Origin of the sequence: Streptomyces sp. NPDC057249 (genome assembly GCF_042669245.1) — a bacterium.
In the GTDB taxonomy this organism is placed as follows: domain Bacteria; phylum Actinomycetota; class Actinomycetes; order Streptomycetales; family Streptomycetaceae; genus Streptomyces.
The window spans coordinates 20,133-37,318 of the sequence record NZ_JBHUXS010000034.1 but is presented as its reverse complement, the minus strand read 5'-3'; the positions used below and the strand labels follow the sequence as shown (position 1 = coordinate 37,318).

Annotated in this window: 17 protein-coding genes and 1 pseudogene; 8 read left to right on the top strand and 10 right to left on the bottom strand. The window is 70.7% G+C overall.

What is annotated here, in order from left to right; translation table 11 throughout:
- A pseudogene (locus tag ACFUJY_RS34595) lies at positions 1-301 on the top strand (IS200/IS605 family accessory protein TnpB-related protein); the annotation flags it as partial.
- 1,515 nt (positions 302-1,816) lie between these two features.
- On the top strand, positions 1,817-3,013 hold the full coding sequence (locus ACFUJY_RS34590) for a hypothetical protein (protein ID WP_383307055.1): 1,197 nt from the start codon (positions 1,817-1,819) through the stop codon (positions 3,011-3,013).
- A 125-nt stretch (positions 3,014-3,138) separates the two neighbouring features.
- Here ACFUJY_RS34590 and ACFUJY_RS34585 read toward each other — a convergent pair whose 3' ends face one another.
- The 4 genes from ACFUJY_RS34585 to ACFUJY_RS34570 form a co-directional block, all read right to left on the bottom strand.
- Positions 3,139-4,440, bottom strand: a complete 1,302-nt coding sequence (locus ACFUJY_RS34585; protein WP_383307053.1) for a hypothetical protein — start codon at positions 4,438-4,440, stop codon at positions 3,139-3,141.
- A complete protein-coding gene (locus ACFUJY_RS34580; RefSeq protein WP_383307051.1) occupies positions 4,430-4,993 on the bottom strand; it encodes a DUF6114 domain-containing protein in 564 nt (187 codons plus the stop codon). The genes ACFUJY_RS34585 and ACFUJY_RS34580 overlap by 11 nt, the downstream gene beginning before the upstream one ends.
- 96 nt (positions 4,994-5,089) lie before the next feature.
- On the bottom strand, positions 5,090-5,695 hold the full coding sequence (locus ACFUJY_RS34575) for a DUF6230 family protein (RefSeq protein ID WP_383307059.1): 606 nt from the start codon (positions 5,693-5,695) through the stop codon (positions 5,090-5,092).
- A gap of 678 nt (positions 5,696-6,373) precedes the next feature.
- Positions 6,374-7,348 carry a tetratricopeptide repeat protein gene (locus ACFUJY_RS34570; RefSeq protein ID WP_383307049.1) on the bottom strand — a complete coding sequence of 325 codons (975 nt, stop codon included), beginning with the start codon at positions 7,346-7,348 and terminating at the stop codon, positions 6,374-6,376.
- Between the two features lie 317 nt (positions 7,349-7,665).
- On the opposite strand from ACFUJY_RS34570, the gene ACFUJY_RS34565 reads away from it, so the two are divergent.
- Positions 7,666-8,325 (top strand): TetR/AcrR family transcriptional regulator, encoded by a 660-nt coding sequence (locus tag ACFUJY_RS34565; protein WP_383307047.1) that lies wholly within the window; start codon positions 7,666-7,668, stop codon positions 8,323-8,325.
- Here the strand turns inward: ACFUJY_RS34565 and ACFUJY_RS34560 are convergent.
- The 4 genes from ACFUJY_RS34560 to ACFUJY_RS34545 form a co-directional block, all read right to left on the bottom strand.
- Positions 8,301-10,001: a methylmalonyl-CoA mutase gene (locus ACFUJY_RS34560; RefSeq protein WP_383307045.1), complete on the bottom strand. Its 1,701-nt coding sequence runs from the start codon at positions 9,999-10,001 to the stop codon at positions 8,301-8,303. The genes ACFUJY_RS34565 and ACFUJY_RS34560 overlap by 25 nt on opposite strands.
- Before the next feature lie 83 nt (positions 10,002-10,084).
- Positions 10,085-10,420 carry a DUF3817 domain-containing protein gene (locus ACFUJY_RS34555; protein WP_383307043.1) on the bottom strand — a complete coding sequence of 112 codons (336 nt, stop codon included), beginning with the start codon at positions 10,418-10,420 and terminating at the stop codon, positions 10,085-10,087.
- A gap of 65 nt (positions 10,421-10,485) precedes the next feature.
- A complete protein-coding gene (locus ACFUJY_RS34550) occupies positions 10,486-10,995 on the bottom strand; it encodes a MarR family winged helix-turn-helix transcriptional regulator (RefSeq protein WP_383307041.1) in 510 nt (169 codons plus the stop codon).
- Between the two features lie 10 nt (positions 10,996-11,005).
- Positions 11,006-12,400: an MFS transporter gene (locus tag ACFUJY_RS34545; RefSeq protein ID WP_383307039.1), complete on the bottom strand. Its 1,395-nt coding sequence runs from the start codon at positions 12,398-12,400 to the stop codon at positions 11,006-11,008.
- 75 nt (positions 12,401-12,475) lie between these two features.
- Between ACFUJY_RS34545 and ACFUJY_RS34540 the strand changes: the two genes are divergently transcribed.
- Complete coding sequence (locus ACFUJY_RS34540) at positions 12,476-13,459, top strand: DUF5937 family protein (RefSeq protein ID WP_383307037.1); 984 nt, start codon at positions 12,476-12,478, stop codon at positions 13,457-13,459.
- A gap of 56 nt (positions 13,460-13,515) precedes the next feature.
- Here the strand turns inward: ACFUJY_RS34540 and ACFUJY_RS34535 are convergent, their stop codons facing one another.
- Both ACFUJY_RS34535 and ACFUJY_RS34530 read right to left on the bottom strand, forming a co-directional pair.
- Entirely contained in the window at positions 13,516-13,809 is a 294-nt protein-coding gene (locus tag ACFUJY_RS34535; RefSeq protein WP_383307035.1) for an MTH1187 family thiamine-binding protein, read from the bottom strand.
- Positions 13,806-14,156 (bottom strand): DUF3817 domain-containing protein, encoded by a 351-nt coding sequence (locus ACFUJY_RS34530; protein WP_018102592.1) that lies wholly within the window; start codon positions 14,154-14,156, stop codon positions 13,806-13,808. The genes ACFUJY_RS34535 and ACFUJY_RS34530 overlap by 4 nt, the downstream gene beginning before the upstream one ends.
- Before the next feature lie 258 nt (positions 14,157-14,414).
- On the opposite strand from ACFUJY_RS34530, the gene ACFUJY_RS34525 reads away from it, so the two are divergent.
- The 4 genes from ACFUJY_RS34525 (at position 14,415) to ACFUJY_RS34510 (ending at position 17,046) form a co-directional block, all read left to right on the top strand.
- Complete coding sequence (locus tag ACFUJY_RS34525; protein ID WP_383307057.1) at positions 14,415-15,047, top strand: AIM24 family protein; 633 nt, start codon at positions 14,415-14,417, stop codon at positions 15,045-15,047.
- On the top strand, positions 15,047-15,697 hold the full coding sequence (locus tag ACFUJY_RS34520; RefSeq protein WP_383307033.1) for an AIM24 family protein: 651 nt from the start codon (positions 15,047-15,049) through the stop codon (positions 15,695-15,697). The genes ACFUJY_RS34525 and ACFUJY_RS34520 overlap by 1 nt, the downstream gene beginning before the upstream one ends.
- Positions 15,694-16,458 (top strand): AIM24 family protein, encoded by a 765-nt coding sequence (locus ACFUJY_RS34515; RefSeq protein ID WP_383307031.1) that lies wholly within the window; start codon positions 15,694-15,696, stop codon positions 16,456-16,458. Before ACFUJY_RS34520 ends, ACFUJY_RS34515 begins: the two co-directional genes overlap by 4 nt.
- A gap of 120 nt (positions 16,459-16,578) precedes the next feature.
- Positions 16,579-17,046 (top strand): MarR family winged helix-turn-helix transcriptional regulator, encoded by a 468-nt coding sequence (locus ACFUJY_RS34510; RefSeq protein ID WP_383307029.1) that lies wholly within the window; start codon positions 16,579-16,581, stop codon positions 17,044-17,046.
- Positions 17,047-17,186: the final 140 nt, after the last annotated feature.

Here is a 17,186-nt window from a genome sequence, read left to right as displayed (position 1 = left end):
GAAGATGTCCCGTCACGATGCCGCCGGTATCGCGATCGGGCGACGCGCCCTCGGACACCCGATCCGGCGTCGGACGACACCGCCCCCACACGACCGGAGCGATCGTGCGAGGCATCGGACCGTCCAGGCCGCACCAGGTGCCCCAGGGCGTGAGGGACCCCGCCCCCGCATCCCCGGACCACGGACACGATCCGTGCCACCGAACGCGGCGAGAACGCGGGCGACCAGGACACCCAAAACCGTTCGGGATGTCCGCAGTGCCAGGATGTGGGCCCAAGACTCACTCCTGCTCACTGAATAGGAACGGTCCCGGTAGCAGGAGAAGACGGCGATGCGGGAATCGTCGGCCAGGTCGAGTGCCTGGTCGCAGTGGCGGCCCATGGTGGTGTACGCGCTCGTATAGCGCTCGGCGAGGGCGTTGTCGAAGGCGGCCGGGACCCCCGCGCTTTCGCGCACTTCCCGGGCCAGGCGTTCGTGTACGTCGCGGAAGCGCAGCGCGGGGCGCGCGTACCGCGTGGTCGTCCGCACGAGCGGCACACCGCCGTCCGCGTCCGGCCTGGTGAGCACGGCGCCCTTCCGGCCCCTGCCGACGTCCTCCATGGGCGTCGCCGCGCACAGCTCCGCGAAGCGGTCCGCGGCCGCCGGCAGCGAGCACCGGACGATGTCCTCAGATCCGGGGAGCACGGTAGTCCCCGCGTTCATGCTGAACCGGAACCGGTCGCCGTAGTCGATGAACGACGTGGACCGGTTCTCCTCGGCGTACAGCGCGCGCAGCTCCGCCATGCCCGCCTCGGTGGGCTGCTCCAGCTCCACCGGTCCCGCGGCGCCCTTGACGTACGTACGGCCGTCCCGGTGCACGGCTTCGGTGCTGGAACAGCGCACCACGTATCCCAGACGGGTCGGCAGGTACTCGGCGTTCAGCGTGGAGGGCCGGACCTCGTGCGTGTACAGGCGGTTGGTGGAGAGCGGCATGAAGAAGACGGACCCGGGGTGGAGCGTCAGCGTGAACTGCGCGGGCCGGTCGTCGCATTCGGCGGCCAGGTCCTTGAGCCGGAAGTGCAGCCGGGTGAGCGCGCTGGCGCGCCCCACGCCGTAGTCATAGGGGTCGTCGGCCATCGGGCTCAGCCCGTCAAGCCGGTCGTAGAAGGTGCAGAAGGCCATGATGCCGTTGCGGGGCATGTCCTTGGTCTTGTCGGCGTGCGACGAGATCCGGGCCTTGGTCTGCTTGCGCTCGGTCGTGGCAGGGGTGTTGTGGTACGTCTGCGCCAGCACGTGGTTCAGCGGGGCGTGGCCCCGGAAGACCGTGGCCGCCTCCCGGTTCAGCGCGTCGACGATCTCCGCGTCGGTCGCGCGGAAGTTCTCGGTCGGTCCGGAGAGGTTGGTGGAGCACCGGAGCAGCCGGAAGTGCAGCGCGTTCCCCTCACGGGTGACGGGCGTGAGGTAGATCCCGGTGCGGTGGGCCGCGCCGGCCTTGGTGGACTCCGTCAGCGACTGGAACGCGTGCTCGGCACGGATGCGCCGGAAGTGGTCCTCGTCCGGCGCGAAGAACCGTCGGTAGTAGACCCCGACGCCGAGGGCCTCCTGCGCCTCGATCCGCGCTTCTCCCGGCTGTGTCGCGTACATCGAACTCATCCGTCCCCCCACATGCATGCCTCGACCGAGGATGGCGACGGCCCGCGCCCCGTGGGATGCCGGGCCGTCGCCATGCTAACGAGGGGCGCCGGGCGCCGTCCTTCTGCGGGCCGTCGGGAGAACATGACACGGTCGATGCCGTACCCGTACCCGATCTGCTTCTTGGGCTTCAAGCGGATCGGCAATGAAGGCCAGTGCAAATGAGGCTGAAGTGACACGTTCGCGTGAGGTCTATTACTACGACTACGCAGGGGAATTCGGTCTCGGCGGCCTCGCTGGCCCGCCCGTATCCGATGACTGCCAACTCGGCAGAGACGCCGGATTGCTGCTCGGATCCGAGCTTTCCGACCACACACTTCGTGCGGCACTGCTCGCTGTACCCCACAACGACTCGGATGTCCGTGGATGGCTGTCGGCTGTCGCGCTGGAATGTCCGGCGGATGGGCCCGAGCGGGACCCGGACGAGGCACACGCGCTGAATCGCGCACGGCCGACAGTGTCCGAACACGAACTGCGCGCGCTCGTGGCAACGGAGATCCAGGAGGTCGCGCCCTTCGCATCCGAATGCGGGATTCCCTCCACCGTCGCAGCACTCCTGCGAGTGGTCGAGGAGGTCGACGCCGACCTGGGACTCCGGCTCTTCTTGCGTACAGCCAAGGAATACAGCGTCCCGATGACGTACGAGCAGTACGAGCGCCTCTTGCGGATCGGGCATTCGCTCGCCTATCCCACTGCGGCGACCTTCGCGGGGCTCAACGTGCGCTGGCCACCCCTAGACCCCGGCCGCCGGGACTTCGCGGCCGTTTCCCTCGGGTTGCCGCGCCTCGCGGGTGCCCTTCATGGGACGGACTGGCAGTACGAGGGCTCAGCCGCCGACATCTTGCTCCGGGTCCTCACCGACGAACCAGGCGTCCCTCCTGGGTCGATGGCCGCTGTGCTGCTCGAGGACGTCCGGCGACTGCTCGACTCCGCGCTCCCCGACGCCACCGTGAGTACATTGTGGCGAGCCGTCGCGCACCGAACCCATGCTGTCGATGCGTTCGACGCCCACGGTTCCAGGTGGCTCTCTCACGTGGCCGCGACATGCGAGAGCTATCTGCACAAGGTCGCCCCGAGGTACGTACCCTTCGTCTCTCCCGCCCGCACGGAGGCGAAGGAAGCCGTACTGCGCGAGATCAGTGACATGGCTGCGGCGTTGCGCGATGCCATGGGGGAAGGCGGTTCGTCATCCCTGAAGGCCGTAGTCACCGAAGTCGACGCGGAATTGGGATTTCGCCTGTTTCTCCGGACGCTCCTCGCCTACGACCTCTCCCTCGGCGAAGCAGCCCGGATTCGTCACCGAGCGCTCGGCCTGAGCTTCGGCCACTGCGAAACGTACTGACCCTGTCGAGTCACTGCCGGTTGTGCCGGCCCGAACGCACAAGAAGACTCAGGGCGGCGTACCGCTTACCCCGAAAGGTGCGTTGCGCCGCCCTGAGTACATCTGACCTGGAGTTCGGAGATACGTCAGGCGCCGTCCTTGGTGAAGTAGTTGTGCAGGCCCGGGACGGTCAGCGTGCCGCCGAACTGGCCGGCCTGGGTGACCTTCACGTGGGTGAAGAACGCGAACGGGACGTTCAGCGGGGGCGGGGTCTCCGGGCTGAAGGTGACCGGGACGAAGCCGAAGAGGTTGCCCTTCAGCTCCTCCGTGTACATCGTCACCGTGCCGTTGCGGATCGTGGAGGTGGAGCCCTTCCGCGCCTGCACATGGCCCGTGACACCGGGCATCGGGCCGGTCGTCAGCTGGTGCAGGTCCTTGATGTCGACCGAGGACGCGGTGAACTTCAGCACCTTCTTGATGGTGCCGTCGCCCTTCCGCACCTCCACGATGCCCTTGTAGTCGAGCCCGTTGAGGGTGAGCAGCGAGCTCTCCAGAATCCACGGGTCGCTGGCCAGGCTCGGGATGCCCGGCTCCAGCTTCGCGTTGGCCAGGGCTTCCGGGTCCGCGGTCGGACACGGGAACCGCTCCTTGGCGCCGTCCGGGATGTCCTCGTCCTTCTTGGCGTCGGTGCCCTTGACGTCCTCGTCCAGCTCCTCGACCGTCCGGCCCGCCTTGCCGGCCGCCTCGCGGATGGCCTCGGTCGTCTTGTCGGCGGTGTCCTTCACCGCGTCCTCCGCCGCGTCGGTGGCCTTGTCCGCGGACTCGTCCTTCGCGTCCTCGGTGGCGGTCGCGGTCGGCTTCGGGGACGCCGTGGTGGGGCTCGGGGACGGGCTCGCCGTCTCCTTGTCCTTGCCGCCGTCGAAGAGGTCCTTGAGCGCGTCGCCGAGGCCCAGCGGGTCGAGCGGGTTCGTCGTCTTCGTGGGCGACGGTGTGGCGGCCGGGGTCTCGGCCGGGGCGGCGTCGGTGCTCTTCTTCGCGGTGTCGGTGCTCTTCGCGGTGTCGTCCGCCGAGCCCGTGGCCGTGGGCTTCGGGGTCGCCTCGCCGGTCGACCCCGGCGTCGGCTTCGCGCTCTCGCTCGTGGAGGGGGACGGCGTCTTCGACGCGGAGGGCGTCGGCTCCGCCGACTCGCTCGGCTCGTCGGAGCGCGTGACGCAGGGGCCGGGCGCGAAGGGGATGTCCGTGGTGTCGTCGGCCATCGCCAGTCGCGGTGTGAGGCCCATCCCGACGAAGACCGCCGTCGGCATCGCGGCGAGCGCGAACGCCTTCTTGCCCGCGGGCATGTGGAGCTTCGTCAGCAGTGACTTCCTGGGGGCGGCGTGGCGGGGGCCCCGGCGTTCCCGGGTTCCGCTCTCGTCCACGCGGTTCACCTGCTCGTCGTCACCCCGCACGGTGCCTCCCGCCCTCGGCGTCGACCGTGGTGTCGTACGGGGCCTGCTGCTCGGGAACACCCGCCCCGTGGAGCGCGCCCTCGGGGAACGGCTCGTCCTTCGCGAACGTGACGGTCTCCGGGGCCTCCCCGGCGGGAGCGGGCTCGGCCGCCGGCGGTTCGCCCGGGGCCCAGGACACGGAGAGCGCGCCGCCGACCAGGGCGAAGACGAAACCGATCAGGAAGCCGCCGATGTTGGCGACGGGTATGGAGATGAGGGCCAGCAGAATCGCCGCGACACCGGCGAACACGCGGACGATGCTGTGGAACCACATCGTCAGGCCCAGCGTGACGAGCAGGACACCGATGATCAGCGAACCCGCGCCGGCCGTGGTGGACATGGCCAGCGTCACGTTGCCGAGGTGCATGTTCGCGTACGGGAAGTACATGATGGGCACGCCGCCCAGCATGGTGAACAGTCCGGCCCAGAACGGCCGGTCACCCCGCCAGGTGCGGAAGCCTCGCCGGGCGACGGAGAGATAGTGCTCGTTCTGCCCTTGGGATTCGGGGCTCATGGAAAACAGCTCCCTGGGAACCGGTACTGCTGTGAGAAAGAGAAGGGTGGGCGGCCGGGGACCCGCTGTGCTCCCCCGGCCGCCCGGGCTAGTGCCCTAGTAGCACTCGTTGACGCCCTTGTGCAGCGACAGGTGCAGACCCGGCAGCTTGAACGTTCCTGCCGTGGTGGCCCACGCCCTCTGCTGCACGCCCGTCAGCTTGGCGGTCTCGGCCCGCTGAGAGAACCCGTTCGGGTTGACGTACTTCCCGGCGTCGGGCTGGATGCCCGGGTTCTTCAGGTCGCCCGCACGCGGACCGATGTCGATGTTGCCGAACTCGGCGTCACCCTTGAGCTCCGACACGTCGAGGTAGAGCCCGGTGGCGTCGACCTTCTTGTCGGTGTCCTTCGGGTCACCGGCGGTCAGCCGCAGCGTCACGCTGCCCAGCCCGAAGGGCAGGTTGGGCGTGACGACCGACTGGCACATCTTGGTGATGGTGGCGTGACGGAACCCGGAGACGGCCACGGCGTGCGCCTTGCCGTTGTCCTTCGTGGGGTCGGCGCCGTCCTCGGTCGCGATGCTGCCGTACTGGACGAAGCCCTCGCCCTTCAGCTCAGCGGCGGTGACCTTGAACTCCTGCCCCGACACGCTGAACGACGCGGCGAGCGCGCCCTGCGCCAGGCCCACGCCGACGGCGGCGGTGGCTATGACGCTCGGCACCATGACGACAGCGAAACGCTTCCATCTCGTGCCACCGCGAACCTGGGAACTCATACTTTTCCTCCTTCTCGGACGTACATCTCCGGTCAGGCATCCTGCCCGACCTGGGATGGGAGAAGTGCTACGTCCTCGGAAAGGAGAGCGCCCGCGAACGGAGGCTGTACCGCGTCCGCTTCACCGGCGATCACCCCCGAGCGACAACCACTGGTCACGCGAGTACGCGACCTGATCGGACAGGCCCTGCCGACCGGCAGGAACCCCCCTGTCCGGAGCCGGCGCCACTGCCGCCGGCCCGCCCGGTGGGGACCCAACGGAGCCGCCGCTCCCGACTGGCAGCCGGACTGGCGTTATTGGACCGAGCGTGGCCGATCGTGGTCCATTCCCGGCCGGGACACAAGGGGGTTCGTTACTCGCTGGTAATGCCCCCATAACCGAGCCACGACCTGCTGACACCGAGCGGCCACACAGGGTTGCCCCGGACCAACGGACGAAAGGGAGGAAAGATGAGCGAAACGGGGCAGGTCACAAAGATCGATTTACTGCGAGTAACAGGGCGTGCTTTTATCAAGATTTGGTAAAGCGGAGCCCACTCTTATCGCCGGATCGCGAAAACGGCCGCGGCGCCCGGAGGCGGCCGCGGCCGTGTTGTCAGTTCAGGACAATCGGATCGGACAGACCGGATCAGAACAGGACGCGCGCCAGCGCGGTACGCGCCGCGCCGACCCTCGGGTCCTCCGGGCCGATCACCTCGAAGAGGTCGAGCAGCCGCAGCCGCACCCGGTCGCGGTCCTCGCCGAAGGTGCGGCGCACGGTCTCGACCAGCCGTCCGAAGGCGTCCTCCACATGGCCGCCGACGAGGTCGAGGTCGGCCGCCGCCATCTGCGCGTCCGCGTCGGCCGGCTTCTCCGCCGCGTCCGTGCGCACCTTCTGCGGGTCCGTCGCCTGGACCCGGGCCAGCAGCTCGGCCTGGGCGAGGCCCAGCTTCGCCTCGGTGTTGGCCGGGTCGTCGGACAGGACGTTCTTGTACGCCTGGACCGCGCCCGCGAAGTCGTTGGCGTCGAGCGCCCGGGCGGCCGCCTCCAGGAGCGAGTCGTACGGGCCGGGCGGGACCGGGGCCGCCGCCTGGGCCGGCTCACCGGCGGCCGCGGGGTCGACCGCGATGCCGGTGAGGCCGAAGCGCTCCTCGCCGACCTGGATCAGCTGGTCCAGGGTCTGCCGGATCTGGGCCTCGGGGGCCGCGCCCTGGAAGAGCGGCAGCGCCTGGCCCGCGACGACCGCGAAGACCGCGGGGATGCCCTGGATGCCGAACTGCTGCATCAGCATCTGGTTGGCGTCGACATCGACCTTGGCCAGCAGGAAGCGGCCGTTGTACTCATGGGCCAGGCGCTCCAGGAGCGGGCCCAGCTGCTTGCACGGCTCGCACCACTCGGCCCAGAAGTCGATGACGACGGGCACTTCGGCGGAGCGCTGGAGGACGTCGTTCTCGAAGCCCGCCTCGTTGACGTCGATCACGAGGGAGGACGCGGGGACGGCCGCGGGGCCGCCCTGACGCGCGGACTCGGCGCGCGCCTGCTCCGCCTTCGCCTTGGCCTCTCCGGCCGCCTTCACCGCGGCGAGGTCGACGACGCCGCTCATGGACATGTTTCTGGGCTGCATGCGTACATCCTCCCCCTTCGGTGCGCCGTTCCGGAAAGCGATACGGGAACCGCGCCCGCCCGCGACCCTCGCCGGCATGCGAGGCGGACGGACAGACACGGCTCCAGGGCCCCTGAAAGACCCGGTGCGGCGCCCGGTCCCCACCCGGCGCCTGTGGCTGTCGTTCGTTCGTGGCGCCGCGACGGCCCGGACCGTCGCCTTACGCTACGACCCGTAGCGTAACTGGCCACGCCCCCTCACGCACAAGAGTGTTCGGTGATCTGTCTCACAGCTTCCGAGGCCGGTCGGATTTACCTACTGACGGGTATGGTCGCCGCATGCTCAGCCGCAGCCACCCCAAACCCGCACGATCGGGACGCCCGCGCAGCGCCGAGGCCGACGAGGCGATCCTGGAGGCGACCAGAGCCTCGCTCGTGGACCTCGGCTGGTCGAAGCTGACCATGGGTGACGTGGCGACGCGGGCCGGGGTCGCCAAGACGACCCTGTACCGGCGCTGGGCGGGCAAGAACGAGCTGGTCGTGGACGCGGTGGCGGTGCTCTTCGACGAGCTGGAGATGCCGGACCTGGGCAGCCTGGCCGCCGATGTGGAGGCGGTCGTGCTCCAGTTCGCCGCGCTGCTCGACCGGCCGGAGACCCGGACCGCGCTGATGGCGGTGGTCGCCGAGTCGACGCGGGACGAGGCGCTGCGGGCCCGTATCCGGGACTCGATCGTCAACCGGCAGAAGCGGCTCGTGCTCCAGGGGCGGCGGCGGGCGCAGGAGCGCGGCGAGCTGCCCGTCGAGCCGGACGAGGCCACCGCGGACCTGACGGCGGACCTGATCTTCGATGTGATCGCCGGCGCGGTGGTGCACCGGACACTGGTGAGCGCCGAGCCCGTCGATGCCGACTGGGCCCGGCGCTTCACACTGCTGCTGCTGGCGGGCCTGGGCGCCGCCGCCGGACCGCCGGCCCGTCAGAAGCCGGCGGGCTCCGTGTAGACGCCCCACTCGTCGCGCAGGACGCCGCAGATCTCGCCGAGGGTGGCCTCCGCGCGGACCGCGTCGAGCATCGGCGCGATCATGTTGGAGCCGTCGCGGGCGGCGGCCAGCATCGCGTCGAGGGCGGTCTTCACCCGGGCGTCGTCGCGGGCCTCCTTGCGGCCGGCGAGGACGCGGACCTGCTCGCGCTCGACCTCGTGGCTGACGCGCAGGATCTCCAGGTCGCCGGTGACCGAGCCGTGCGCCACGTTGACGCCGACGACCTTCTTCTCACCCTTCTCCAGGGCCTGCTGGTAGCGGAACGCGGACTCCGCGATCTCGCCGGTGAACCAGCCGTCCTCGATGCCGCGCAGGATGCCGGAGGTGATCGGGCCGACCGGGTGCTGCCCGTCGGGGTGGGCGCGGGTGCCGCGCTCCTTGATCTGCTCGAAGATCTTCTCGGCGTCGGCCTCGATGCGGTCGGTGAGCTGCTCCACGTACCAGGAACCGCCCAGCGGGTCGGCCACGTTGGCGACGCCGGTCTCCTCCATCAGCACCTGCTGGGTGCGCAGGGCGATCTCGGCGGCCTGCTCGGAGGGGAGCGCCAGGGTCTCGTCGAGGGCGTTGGTGTGCAGCGAGTTGGTGCCGCCGAGGACGGCGGACAGGGCCTCCACGGCGGTGCGTACGACGTTGTTGTACGGCTGCTGCGCGGTGAGGGAGACCCCGGCGGTCTGGGTGTGGAAGCGCAGCCACTGGGCCTTGTCGGTCTTGGCGCCGTACGTCTCCTTCATCCAGCGGGCCCAGATGCGGCGGGCGGCGCGGAACTTGGCGATCTCCTCGAAGAAGTCGAGGTGCGCGTCGAAGAAGAAGGACAGGCCGGGGGCGAAGGTGTCGACGTCGAGCCCGCGCGAGAGGCCGAGCTCCACGTAACCGAAGCCGTCGGCGAGGGTGTACGCCAGCTCCTGCGCGGCCGTGGCCCCGGCCTCGCGGATGTGGTAGCCGGAGACGGAGAGCGGCTTGTACGCGGGGATGGAGCTCGCGCAGTGCTCCATCAGGTCGCCGATGAGGCGCAGATGGGGCTCGGGCTGGAAGAGCCACTCCTTCTGCGCGATGTACTCCTTGAAGATGTCGGTCTGGAGCGTGCCGTTGAGGACGGCCGGGTCCACGCCCTGGCGCTCCGCGGTGACCAGGTACATGCAGAAGACCGGGACGGCCGGGCCGCTGATCGTCATCGACGTGGTGACGTCACCGAGCGGGATGTCCTTGAACAGGACCTCCATGTCGGCGGCGGAGTCGATGGCGACGCCGCAGTGGCCGACCTCGCCGAGGGCGCGCGGGTCGTCGGAGTCGCGGCCCATCAGGGTCGGCATGTCGAAGGCCACGCTGAGCCCGCCGCCGCCGGCGGCCAGGATCATCTTGTAGCGCTCGTTCGTCTGCTCGGCGTTGCCGAAGCCGGCGAACTGGCGGATGGTCCAGGTGCGGCCCCGGTAGCCGGTCGGGTGGAGTCCTCGGGTGAAGGGGTACTCGCCGGGCCAGCCGATCCGCTCGAAGCCCTCGTACGCGTCCCCGGGGCGGGGGCCGTAGACCGGCTCCACCGGGTCCCCGGACAGCGTGGTGAAGTCCGCGTCACGCTTGCGGGCCTTGTCGTAACGGGCCTGCCAGCGGCGGCGGCCTTCCTCGATCGCGTCAGCGTCCATGCCCCCCAATTTACTAGGACGTCCTAGTAAATGTCGATGACAAACCGCCCGGCGCTTCGCGCGGGGCGGTTCGGAGGGTGTCCTCAGGCGTTCGCGGGGGCCGCCGGCGCAGAGCCCGCGACCAGCGGCTCGACCTCGCGGACGACCTTGCGCTCCACGAAGAACGCGGCGGTCGGGATCGTGCCCGAGATGAGCACCCAGAGCAGCTTGCCCACGGGCCACTTCGCCTTGGAGCCCAGGTCGAAGGCGAAGATCAGGTAGATGATGTACAGCACGCCGTGGATCTGGGAGACGACCAGCGTCAGACCCTCGCCCTTGTCGAAGCCGTATTTGAAGATCATGCACACGCAGAGGATCAGCAACATGACGGCGGTGACGTAAGCCATCACCCGGTATCGGGTCAGCACACTGCGTTTCATGCCAACGAGCGTAACCGGACGTCCGGGGCGATCTTGCAGCGGGCCGGGCACCGGAACCGCGCCTCTCAGATCTCCTCGAAGTCCTGCGCGGCGATGCGCAGCGGCCGCAGCAGCGCGAAGATCTCGGCGCACTCCTCGGCGTCGTACGCACCGAGCCCGAACTCCATCGCGACCAGGTCCCGGGTGGCCGATTCCACGACCTCGCGGCCCTTGTCGGTGATGGAGGCCAGCGTGCCCCGGCCGTCGTTCGGGTTCGGGCGTTTGTCGACGAGGCCGGAGCGCACCAGCCGGTCCACCGTGTTCGTCACGGACGTCGGGTGGACCATCAGCCGCTCGCCGATCTTGGACATCGGCAGCTCGCCCGCCTTGGAGAAGGTGAGCAGCACCAGCGCCTCGTACCGCGCGAAGGTCAGTCCGTACGGCTTGACGACGGCGTCGACCTCGGCGAGCAGGATCTGCTGCGCCCGCATGATCGAGGTGATCGCCGCCATGGACGGGACCGGGCCCCAGCGCTGCTGCCAGAGCTCGTCGGCGCGGGCGATGGGATCGAAGGGAAGACTGAGCGGCTTCGGCACGGCCACGACCTTACCCATGGGGAACTTGGCGGTCTTCCCCGTCTCGCACTTCGGTCCGGGCCCCGGCCCCGGCCCCGGGCGCGGTCGCGCGCACCTCGGCCACCAGCGGCAGCAGGCACAGGGTGCCGAGCACGGCCGCCCCCGCGACCACCCCGTGCACCGGGAAGAACTCGGCCGCCAGCCCGGTGAGGGCCATCCCGACGCCCTGGAGCGTCATCAGCCCGGCGGTGAGCAGGGTCATCGCCCGCCCGCGCAGCTCCTCCGGGACGGCCGCCACGAACCACTGGTCCAGGCCGATGACGTACGCGGAGGAGGCACCGGTCACCACGAGCGCGGCGGCGGCCCCCGCGACGCCCGGCGTCAGCGCGTAGACCACGAGGGGGAGCAGGCCGGCGGCGGCCAGCGGCAGCACGATCCGCTCCCGGGTGCGCGGGCGGAGCGCGGAGCCCGCGTACAGCTCGGACGCGATGTGGCCGACGGGCATCGCGCACATCAGCAGCCCGAGCGCGGCCGGGCCGACGCCGATCTCGTCGGCGTACGGCGCGGCGACGGCCTCCGGGGCGACGACGAACATCGGCGGCAGCCAGAACAGCAGCAGCAGCGCCCGGACGCGGCGGTGGCCGAGGACCAGCCGGGCGCCGGACAGGGACTCCCCCAGCAGCGAGGCGCCGTCCCCGTCCTTCGCGCGGGCGGGCCGGTCGCGGGTGCCGAAGCGCAGCAGCGCGGCCGAGCAGAGGAAGGTGGCGACGGTGAGCGTGATCGCGCCGCGCGGCGAGACCACGGTCAGCAGCACCCCGCCGACGCCGAAACCGGCGAGCAGCGACCCCTGCGAGACGATCCGCAGCAGCGAGCGCCCCAGCACGAACAGCTCGCCCTCGCCGAGGATGTCGGTGAGCGCGGCCATCCGCGTGCCGGTGAAGACCGGCGAGACGGCGGCGACCAGGCAGCGCAGCCCCAGCAGCCCGGCGACCGGGGTGCCCGGCAGCACCATCACGGCGACGCAGACCGCGCAGACCAGATCGCAGGTGACCAGGACCCGGCGGGCCGGGTAGCGGTCGGCGAGGCCGCCGAGCAGGGTGCCGCCGACCAGGTACGGGAGCGTGCCGAGCGCGAACGTGAGGGCGCTGAGCAGGGGCGACGAGGTGAGGTCGTAGACGAGGACGGTGAGCGCGAGTTCGCTGACGACGACGCCGAGCAGTGAGAGCAGGTGCGCGGCGAAGACGGCCCGGAACTCCCGTACGGCGAAGACCGCGCGGTACCCCCGGGGCGCGGCCGGCCCGCTCGGGTCGGGAGGACCGGCGCGCTCCGGGGGCGGGGCCGGAAGAGCGGCCGGTCCGGCGACGGCGGGGTCCGGGATGTCGGGGGTGTGGCGGCCCGCCCCGGGATCGGTGGTGTCTCTCGGCATGGGCGCAGCCTGCGGGACCGGGGCGCCCGGGCCGTAGACTTTCGGCCTCAGCCGAATCTTCGCGGGGGTGCGCCGATGTCCTCCCACCTGCATTTCGACGGGAGCGATCTGCTGCGCTGCCGCTTCGCCCTCTCGCCGCTCTGGGAGACCCAGGCGGCGGTACGGGTGCTGGCGCGGCCGGAGCAGCAGGGCTACCACCTGCCGTGGCTGCGCCGCATCCGGGACGCGGCGGCCGGGCTCGAACTGGAACCGCTGTGGCTGCTGATGCCGGACGGCGGGCACTGTCCGGACTTCTTCTCACCGCCGCCCGTGGGGCCGCTCGCCTCGTTCGAGGAGGAGATCGCGGCGGTGCGGGCGGTCGATCCGGAGCTGGCCCGCCAGGACATCGCGGCCTCGCTCCGGGACCGGCCGAGGGCACTGGGCTCGCCTGCCGGGCAGGCGTTGCTGGCCGACCCGGCGCGGAGCGTGCGGCAACTGGCGGACCTCCTCGAACGGGCCTGGGAGGTGCTGGTCGCGCCGCACTGGCCCCGGCTGCGCGCGCTGCTCGAAGCGGATGTGGCGTACCACTCGCGGCGGCTGGCGGCGGTCGGTTTCGAGCGGCTGCTCGGTGAGCTGAGCCCCCGGCTGCGCTGGTCGGGCTCGACGCTGACCATCACCGACACGAAGAGCCGGCACTCCCGGGTGCTGGGCGGCCAGGGGCTGGTGCTGATGCCGTCCGTGTTCGTCTGGCCGGCCACGGTCGGCGGGTTCGAGGACCCCTGGCTGCCGGCGGTCGTCTATCCGGCGCGCGGCATCGGGGGCCTGTGGACGGAGCCGGGCGCGAGCACCCCGGAGGCGCTGGCGCGGCTGCTCGGGCGGGTGCGGGCGGACGTGCTGTGCGCGCTGGACGAGCCCGCGGGGACGAGTGCGCTCGCGCACCGGCTGGGCCTGGCGCCGTCGTCGGTGTCGGAGCACCTGTCGGTGCTGCGGGCGGCGGGGCTGCTGACCTCGCGCCGCTACGGGCACCAGGTGCTGTACGAGCGGACGCCGCTGGGGATCGCGCTCGCGGTGCCGGAATGAGGAGAGCCCCCGCCGGGCGGTCCGGGCGGGGGCTCCACGTACGTGCGTACGGAGGGTCAGTCGGCGAGGTACCGCTCGACGGTCTCCACCTTGGAGGTGAGCCCGTCGGTGACCCCGGGGCGGATGTCCGCCTTCAGGACCAGGGAGACCCGGCCCGCCCGTGCCTCGACGGCGGCCACGGCGCGCTTCACCACGTCCATGACCTGGTCCCACTCCCCCTCGATGGAGGTGAACATGGCGTCGGTGCGGTTCGGGAGCCCGGACTCGCGGACGACGCGGACGGCGTCGGCGACGTACTCGCCGACGTCCTCGCCCACCCCGAGCGGGCTGACGGAGAAGGCGACGATCATGCGCTGACCGTGCCTTCGCGGCGGGCCCGGGCGGCGATGACGCTGTCCGCCTCGTAGCGCTTGAGCACCTTGTCGCCGTACAGACCGCCGAAGGGCAGCACGCACAGCAGGAAGAAGAACGCGACGCGCTTCAGCGGCCACTTGGTCTTCGCCCACACGTCGAGCAGCAGCACGACGTAGATCACGAAGAGCACGCCGTGCAGCATGCCCAGCGGCATCATCAGGAAGTCGATGTCGGAGACCCGGCTCAGCACCGAGCCGAAGAGGATCAGCGCCGGGAAGGACAGCGCCTCGGGAATCGAGATGAGGCGCAGCCGGTGCAGGGCGGTGGCGGTCTTGATGTCCACGGGGGCACCTTCGGTGGGAGGGGCGTGACAGCTTGTGAACGCACGCACAAGCGGCACCCATTGTGACATCGCGGGCCGGGACCTCCGGCGGCGGGTCCGGACGGACGGCGGTCCCGCCGCCGGGCGCTCCGTGGGACGTACGTCCCGATCGCGTCCGGGTCCCGTACCGGATGCGTATCAGAGGCGGTCACCGGAGCCCGATGGCCCGACTGCCCCTGTTCCGGCGGTGGCGGCTGCGGCTATTTTCGCCGGGTGGCAATGTTCCGGCTCGAGGGAAACAAGACGCTCGCCGTCGATCTGGCAGGCGATGCCGTCAAGGCGAAGAACGGCTCGATGGTCGCGTACGAGGGCCAGATGACGTTCAAGAAGATGACGGGTGGCGGTGAGGGACTGCGCGGGATGGTGACCCGCAGGCTGACGGGTGAGTCGATGGCCGTGATGCAGGTCACCGGGCGGGGCACCTGCTACTTCGCGGACCGGGCGAGCGAGATCAACCTCGTCTCGCTGCACGGCGACAAGCTGTACGTCGAGGCGAGCAATCTGCTCTGCACCGACGCGGGGCTGCGCACCGGCACCACGTTCACCGGCCTGCGCGGCGGGGCGACGGGCAACGGCCTGTTCACCACCACCGTGGAGGGGACCGGCCAGGCGGCGATCATGTCGGACGGCACCGCCGTGGTGCTGCGGGTCTCCCCCCAGTACCCGCTGTTCGTGGACCCGGGCGCGTACATCGCCCACCAGGGCAACCTCCAGCAGAACTTCCAGTCCGGGGTGAACTTCCGGACGCTGATCGGCGAGGGCTCCGGCGAGTCCTTCCAGATCCGCTTCGAGGGCGACGGACTGGTCTACGTGCAGCCCAGCGAGCGGAACACGATCGGGGGGAACGTCTGATGCCGTTCCGTGAGATCAACTCGAAGATGGTCGAGGCGACGGTGGTCCCCGGCCAGAAGATGTTCAGCCAGCGCGGGGCGATGCTCGCGTACCGGGGCGAGGTGGCGTTCACGCCGAACATCCAGGGCGGCCAGGGCGGCGTGATGTCGATGATCGGCCGCCGGCTGGCGAACGAGGCGACCCCGCTGATGACGGTGGAGGGCAACGGCACGGTGATGTTCGGCCACGGCGGCCACCACATCCACGTGATCAACCTCTCCGGGGACACCCTCTACGTGGAGGCGGACCGGCTGCTCGCCTTCGACGGGACGCTCCAGCAGGGCACGATGTTCATGGGGTCGCAGGGCGGTGTGATGGGCATGGTGCGCGGCCAGGTGACCGGGCAGGGCCTGTTCACCACGACGCTCCGGGGGCACGGCGCGGTGGCCGTGATGGCGCACGGCGGGGTCATCGAGCTGCCGATCACCCCGGGCCGCGACGTGCACGTCGATCCCCAGGCGTACGTCGCCCACCACGGCGACGTGCGCAACAAGCTCTCCACCGCGCTCGGCTGGCGCGAGATGGTGGGACGCGGCTCGGGCGAGGGCTTCCAGCTGGAGCTGAGCGGCAGCGGTGCGGTGTACGTCCAGGCGTCGGAGGAGAAGCTTTGAACGGGCCCGTGGTCTTCGACCCGATGACGCTGCCGTCGGACGACAACGTCAACGCGTACACCTTCTGCGTGGAGCTCAAGGGGGGCCAGTGGTTCCTCCAGAAGGGCAAGATGATCGCCTACTACGGGCAGATCAGCTTCGACGGCATCGGGCACGGCCGCTTCGAGCGGCTGGTCCGCTCCAGCTTCCACTCCCCGCTGCACGCGAGCGACTGGGTGGTGGCCGAGGGCAGCGGCAAGATGCTGCTCGCCGACCGGGCGTTCGACGTGAACTCCTACGACCTGGACGACGGGAACCTGACGATCCGGTCCGGCAACCTGCTCGCGTACCAGCCGTCGCTGGCGCTGAAGCAGTCGATCGTGCCCGGCTTCCTGACGCTGATCGGCACCGGCAAGTTCGTCGCCGCGTCCAACGGTCCGGTGGTCTTCATGGAGCCCCCGCTGCGCGTCGACCCGCAGGCGCTGGTCGGCTGGGCGGACTGCCCGTCCCCCTGCCACCACTACGACCACGGCTACATGACCGGCCTCCTGGGCGGGCTGCGCGGGCTGACCGGGATCGGCGGGGCCTCCGGCGAGGAGCACCAGTTCGAGTTCGTCGGCGCCGGTACGGTGCTGCTCCAGTCCTCCGAGGCGCTGATGGCCGAACAGCCGACGGGGGCGGTCCCGCAGCAGGCGGGAGTGCCGGGCGGAGGTGCCGGGCCGGGCCAGACACCCCGGGCGCCCGGTCAGCTGGGGGACCTCCAGCGTCGCTTCGGTTTGTGAACGGTAGTCTGCGGAGTGTGACGTCGAACGTCTGCGCCCCGGTGCGGTCCGCGTGCGCGGTGCCGGGTGTCACACCCTCACACTTCGTCCGGCTTTCAACTTCTTAGGTAGAATCCATACATGGAGACCGAGACGGCCACCCGCTGGCTGAGCGATGCAGAGCAGTGCACCTGGCGCACCCACCTGGACGTCAGCAGGCTGCTGACCTACCAGCTGGAGAAGGACCTCCAGCCGTTCGGGCTGACCATGAACGACTACGAGATCCTGGTCAACCTCTCCGAGTCCGAGGAACGGCGGATGCGGATGAGCGACCTCGCGGGCGCGACCCTGCAGTCCAAGAGCCGGCTGTCGCACCAGATCACGCGCATGGAGAGCGCGGGGCTCGTCCGCCGGGAGAACTGCGAGTCGGACCGGCGGGGGCTGTACGCGGTGCTGACGGAGGAGGGCGCGGAGACGATGCGACGGGTGGCGCCGCACCACGTGGCCTCCGTGCGCCGCCACTTCGTGGACCTGCTGTCGGCGGAGGCGCTGGCGGAACTGCGGGCGGCCCTGACACCGGTGGCGGAGCACCTGCGGCGGCAGCGGTAGGGAGCGCGAGCCCCTCCGGCGACCGAGGAGCGGGGGTGGGGGGGGGGGGCCCCCCCCCCCCCCCCCCCCCCCCCCCCCCCCCCCCCCCCCCCCCCCCCCCGCCCCCCCCCCCCCCCCCCCCGCCGCCCCCCCCCCCCGCG

Bases quoted from the DNA above. Each gene is read 5' to 3' on its own strand.
- ACFUJY_RS34590 (WP_383307055.1), top strand. From the start codon at position 1,817: ATGAAGGCCAGTGCAAATGAGGCTGAAGTGACACGTTCGCGTGAGGTC.
- ACFUJY_RS34580 (WP_383307051.1), bottom strand. From the start codon at position 4,993: ATGAGCCCCGAATCCCAAGGGCAGAACGAGCACTATCTCTCCGTCGCC.
- ACFUJY_RS34575 (WP_383307059.1), bottom strand. From the start codon at position 5,695: ATGGTGCCGAGCGTCATAGCCACCGCCGCCGTCGGCGTGGGCCTGGCG.
- ACFUJY_RS34570 (WP_383307049.1), bottom strand. From the start codon at position 7,348: ATGCAGCCCAGAAACATGTCCATGAGCGGCGTCGTCGACCTCGCCGCG.
- ACFUJY_RS34565 (WP_383307047.1), top strand. From the start codon at position 7,666: ATGCTCAGCCGCAGCCACCCCAAACCCGCACGATCGGGACGCCCGCGC.
- ACFUJY_RS34560 (WP_383307045.1), bottom strand. From the start codon at position 10,001: ATGGACGCTGACGCGATCGAGGAAGGCCGCCGCCGCTGGCAGGCCCGT.
- ACFUJY_RS34555 (WP_383307043.1), bottom strand. From the start codon at position 10,420: ATGAAACGCAGTGTGCTGACCCGATACCGGGTGATGGCTTACGTCACC.
- ACFUJY_RS34545 (WP_383307039.1), bottom strand. From the start codon at position 12,400: ATGCCGAGAGACACCACCGATCCCGGGGCGGGCCGCCACACCCCCGAC.
- ACFUJY_RS34540 (WP_383307037.1), top strand. From the start codon at position 12,476: ATGTCCTCCCACCTGCATTTCGACGGGAGCGATCTGCTGCGCTGCCGC.
- ACFUJY_RS34535 (WP_383307035.1), bottom strand. From the start codon at position 13,809: ATGATCGTCGCCTTCTCCGTCAGCCCGCTCGGGGTGGGCGAGGACGTC.
- ACFUJY_RS34525 (WP_383307057.1), top strand. From the start codon at position 14,415: ATGTTCCGGCTCGAGGGAAACAAGACGCTCGCCGTCGATCTGGCAGGC.
- ACFUJY_RS34520 (WP_383307033.1), top strand. From the start codon at position 15,047: ATGCCGTTCCGTGAGATCAACTCGAAGATGGTCGAGGCGACGGTGGTC.
- ACFUJY_RS34510 (WP_383307029.1), top strand. From the start codon at position 16,579: ATGGAGACCGAGACGGCCACCCGCTGGCTGAGCGATGCAGAGCAGTGC.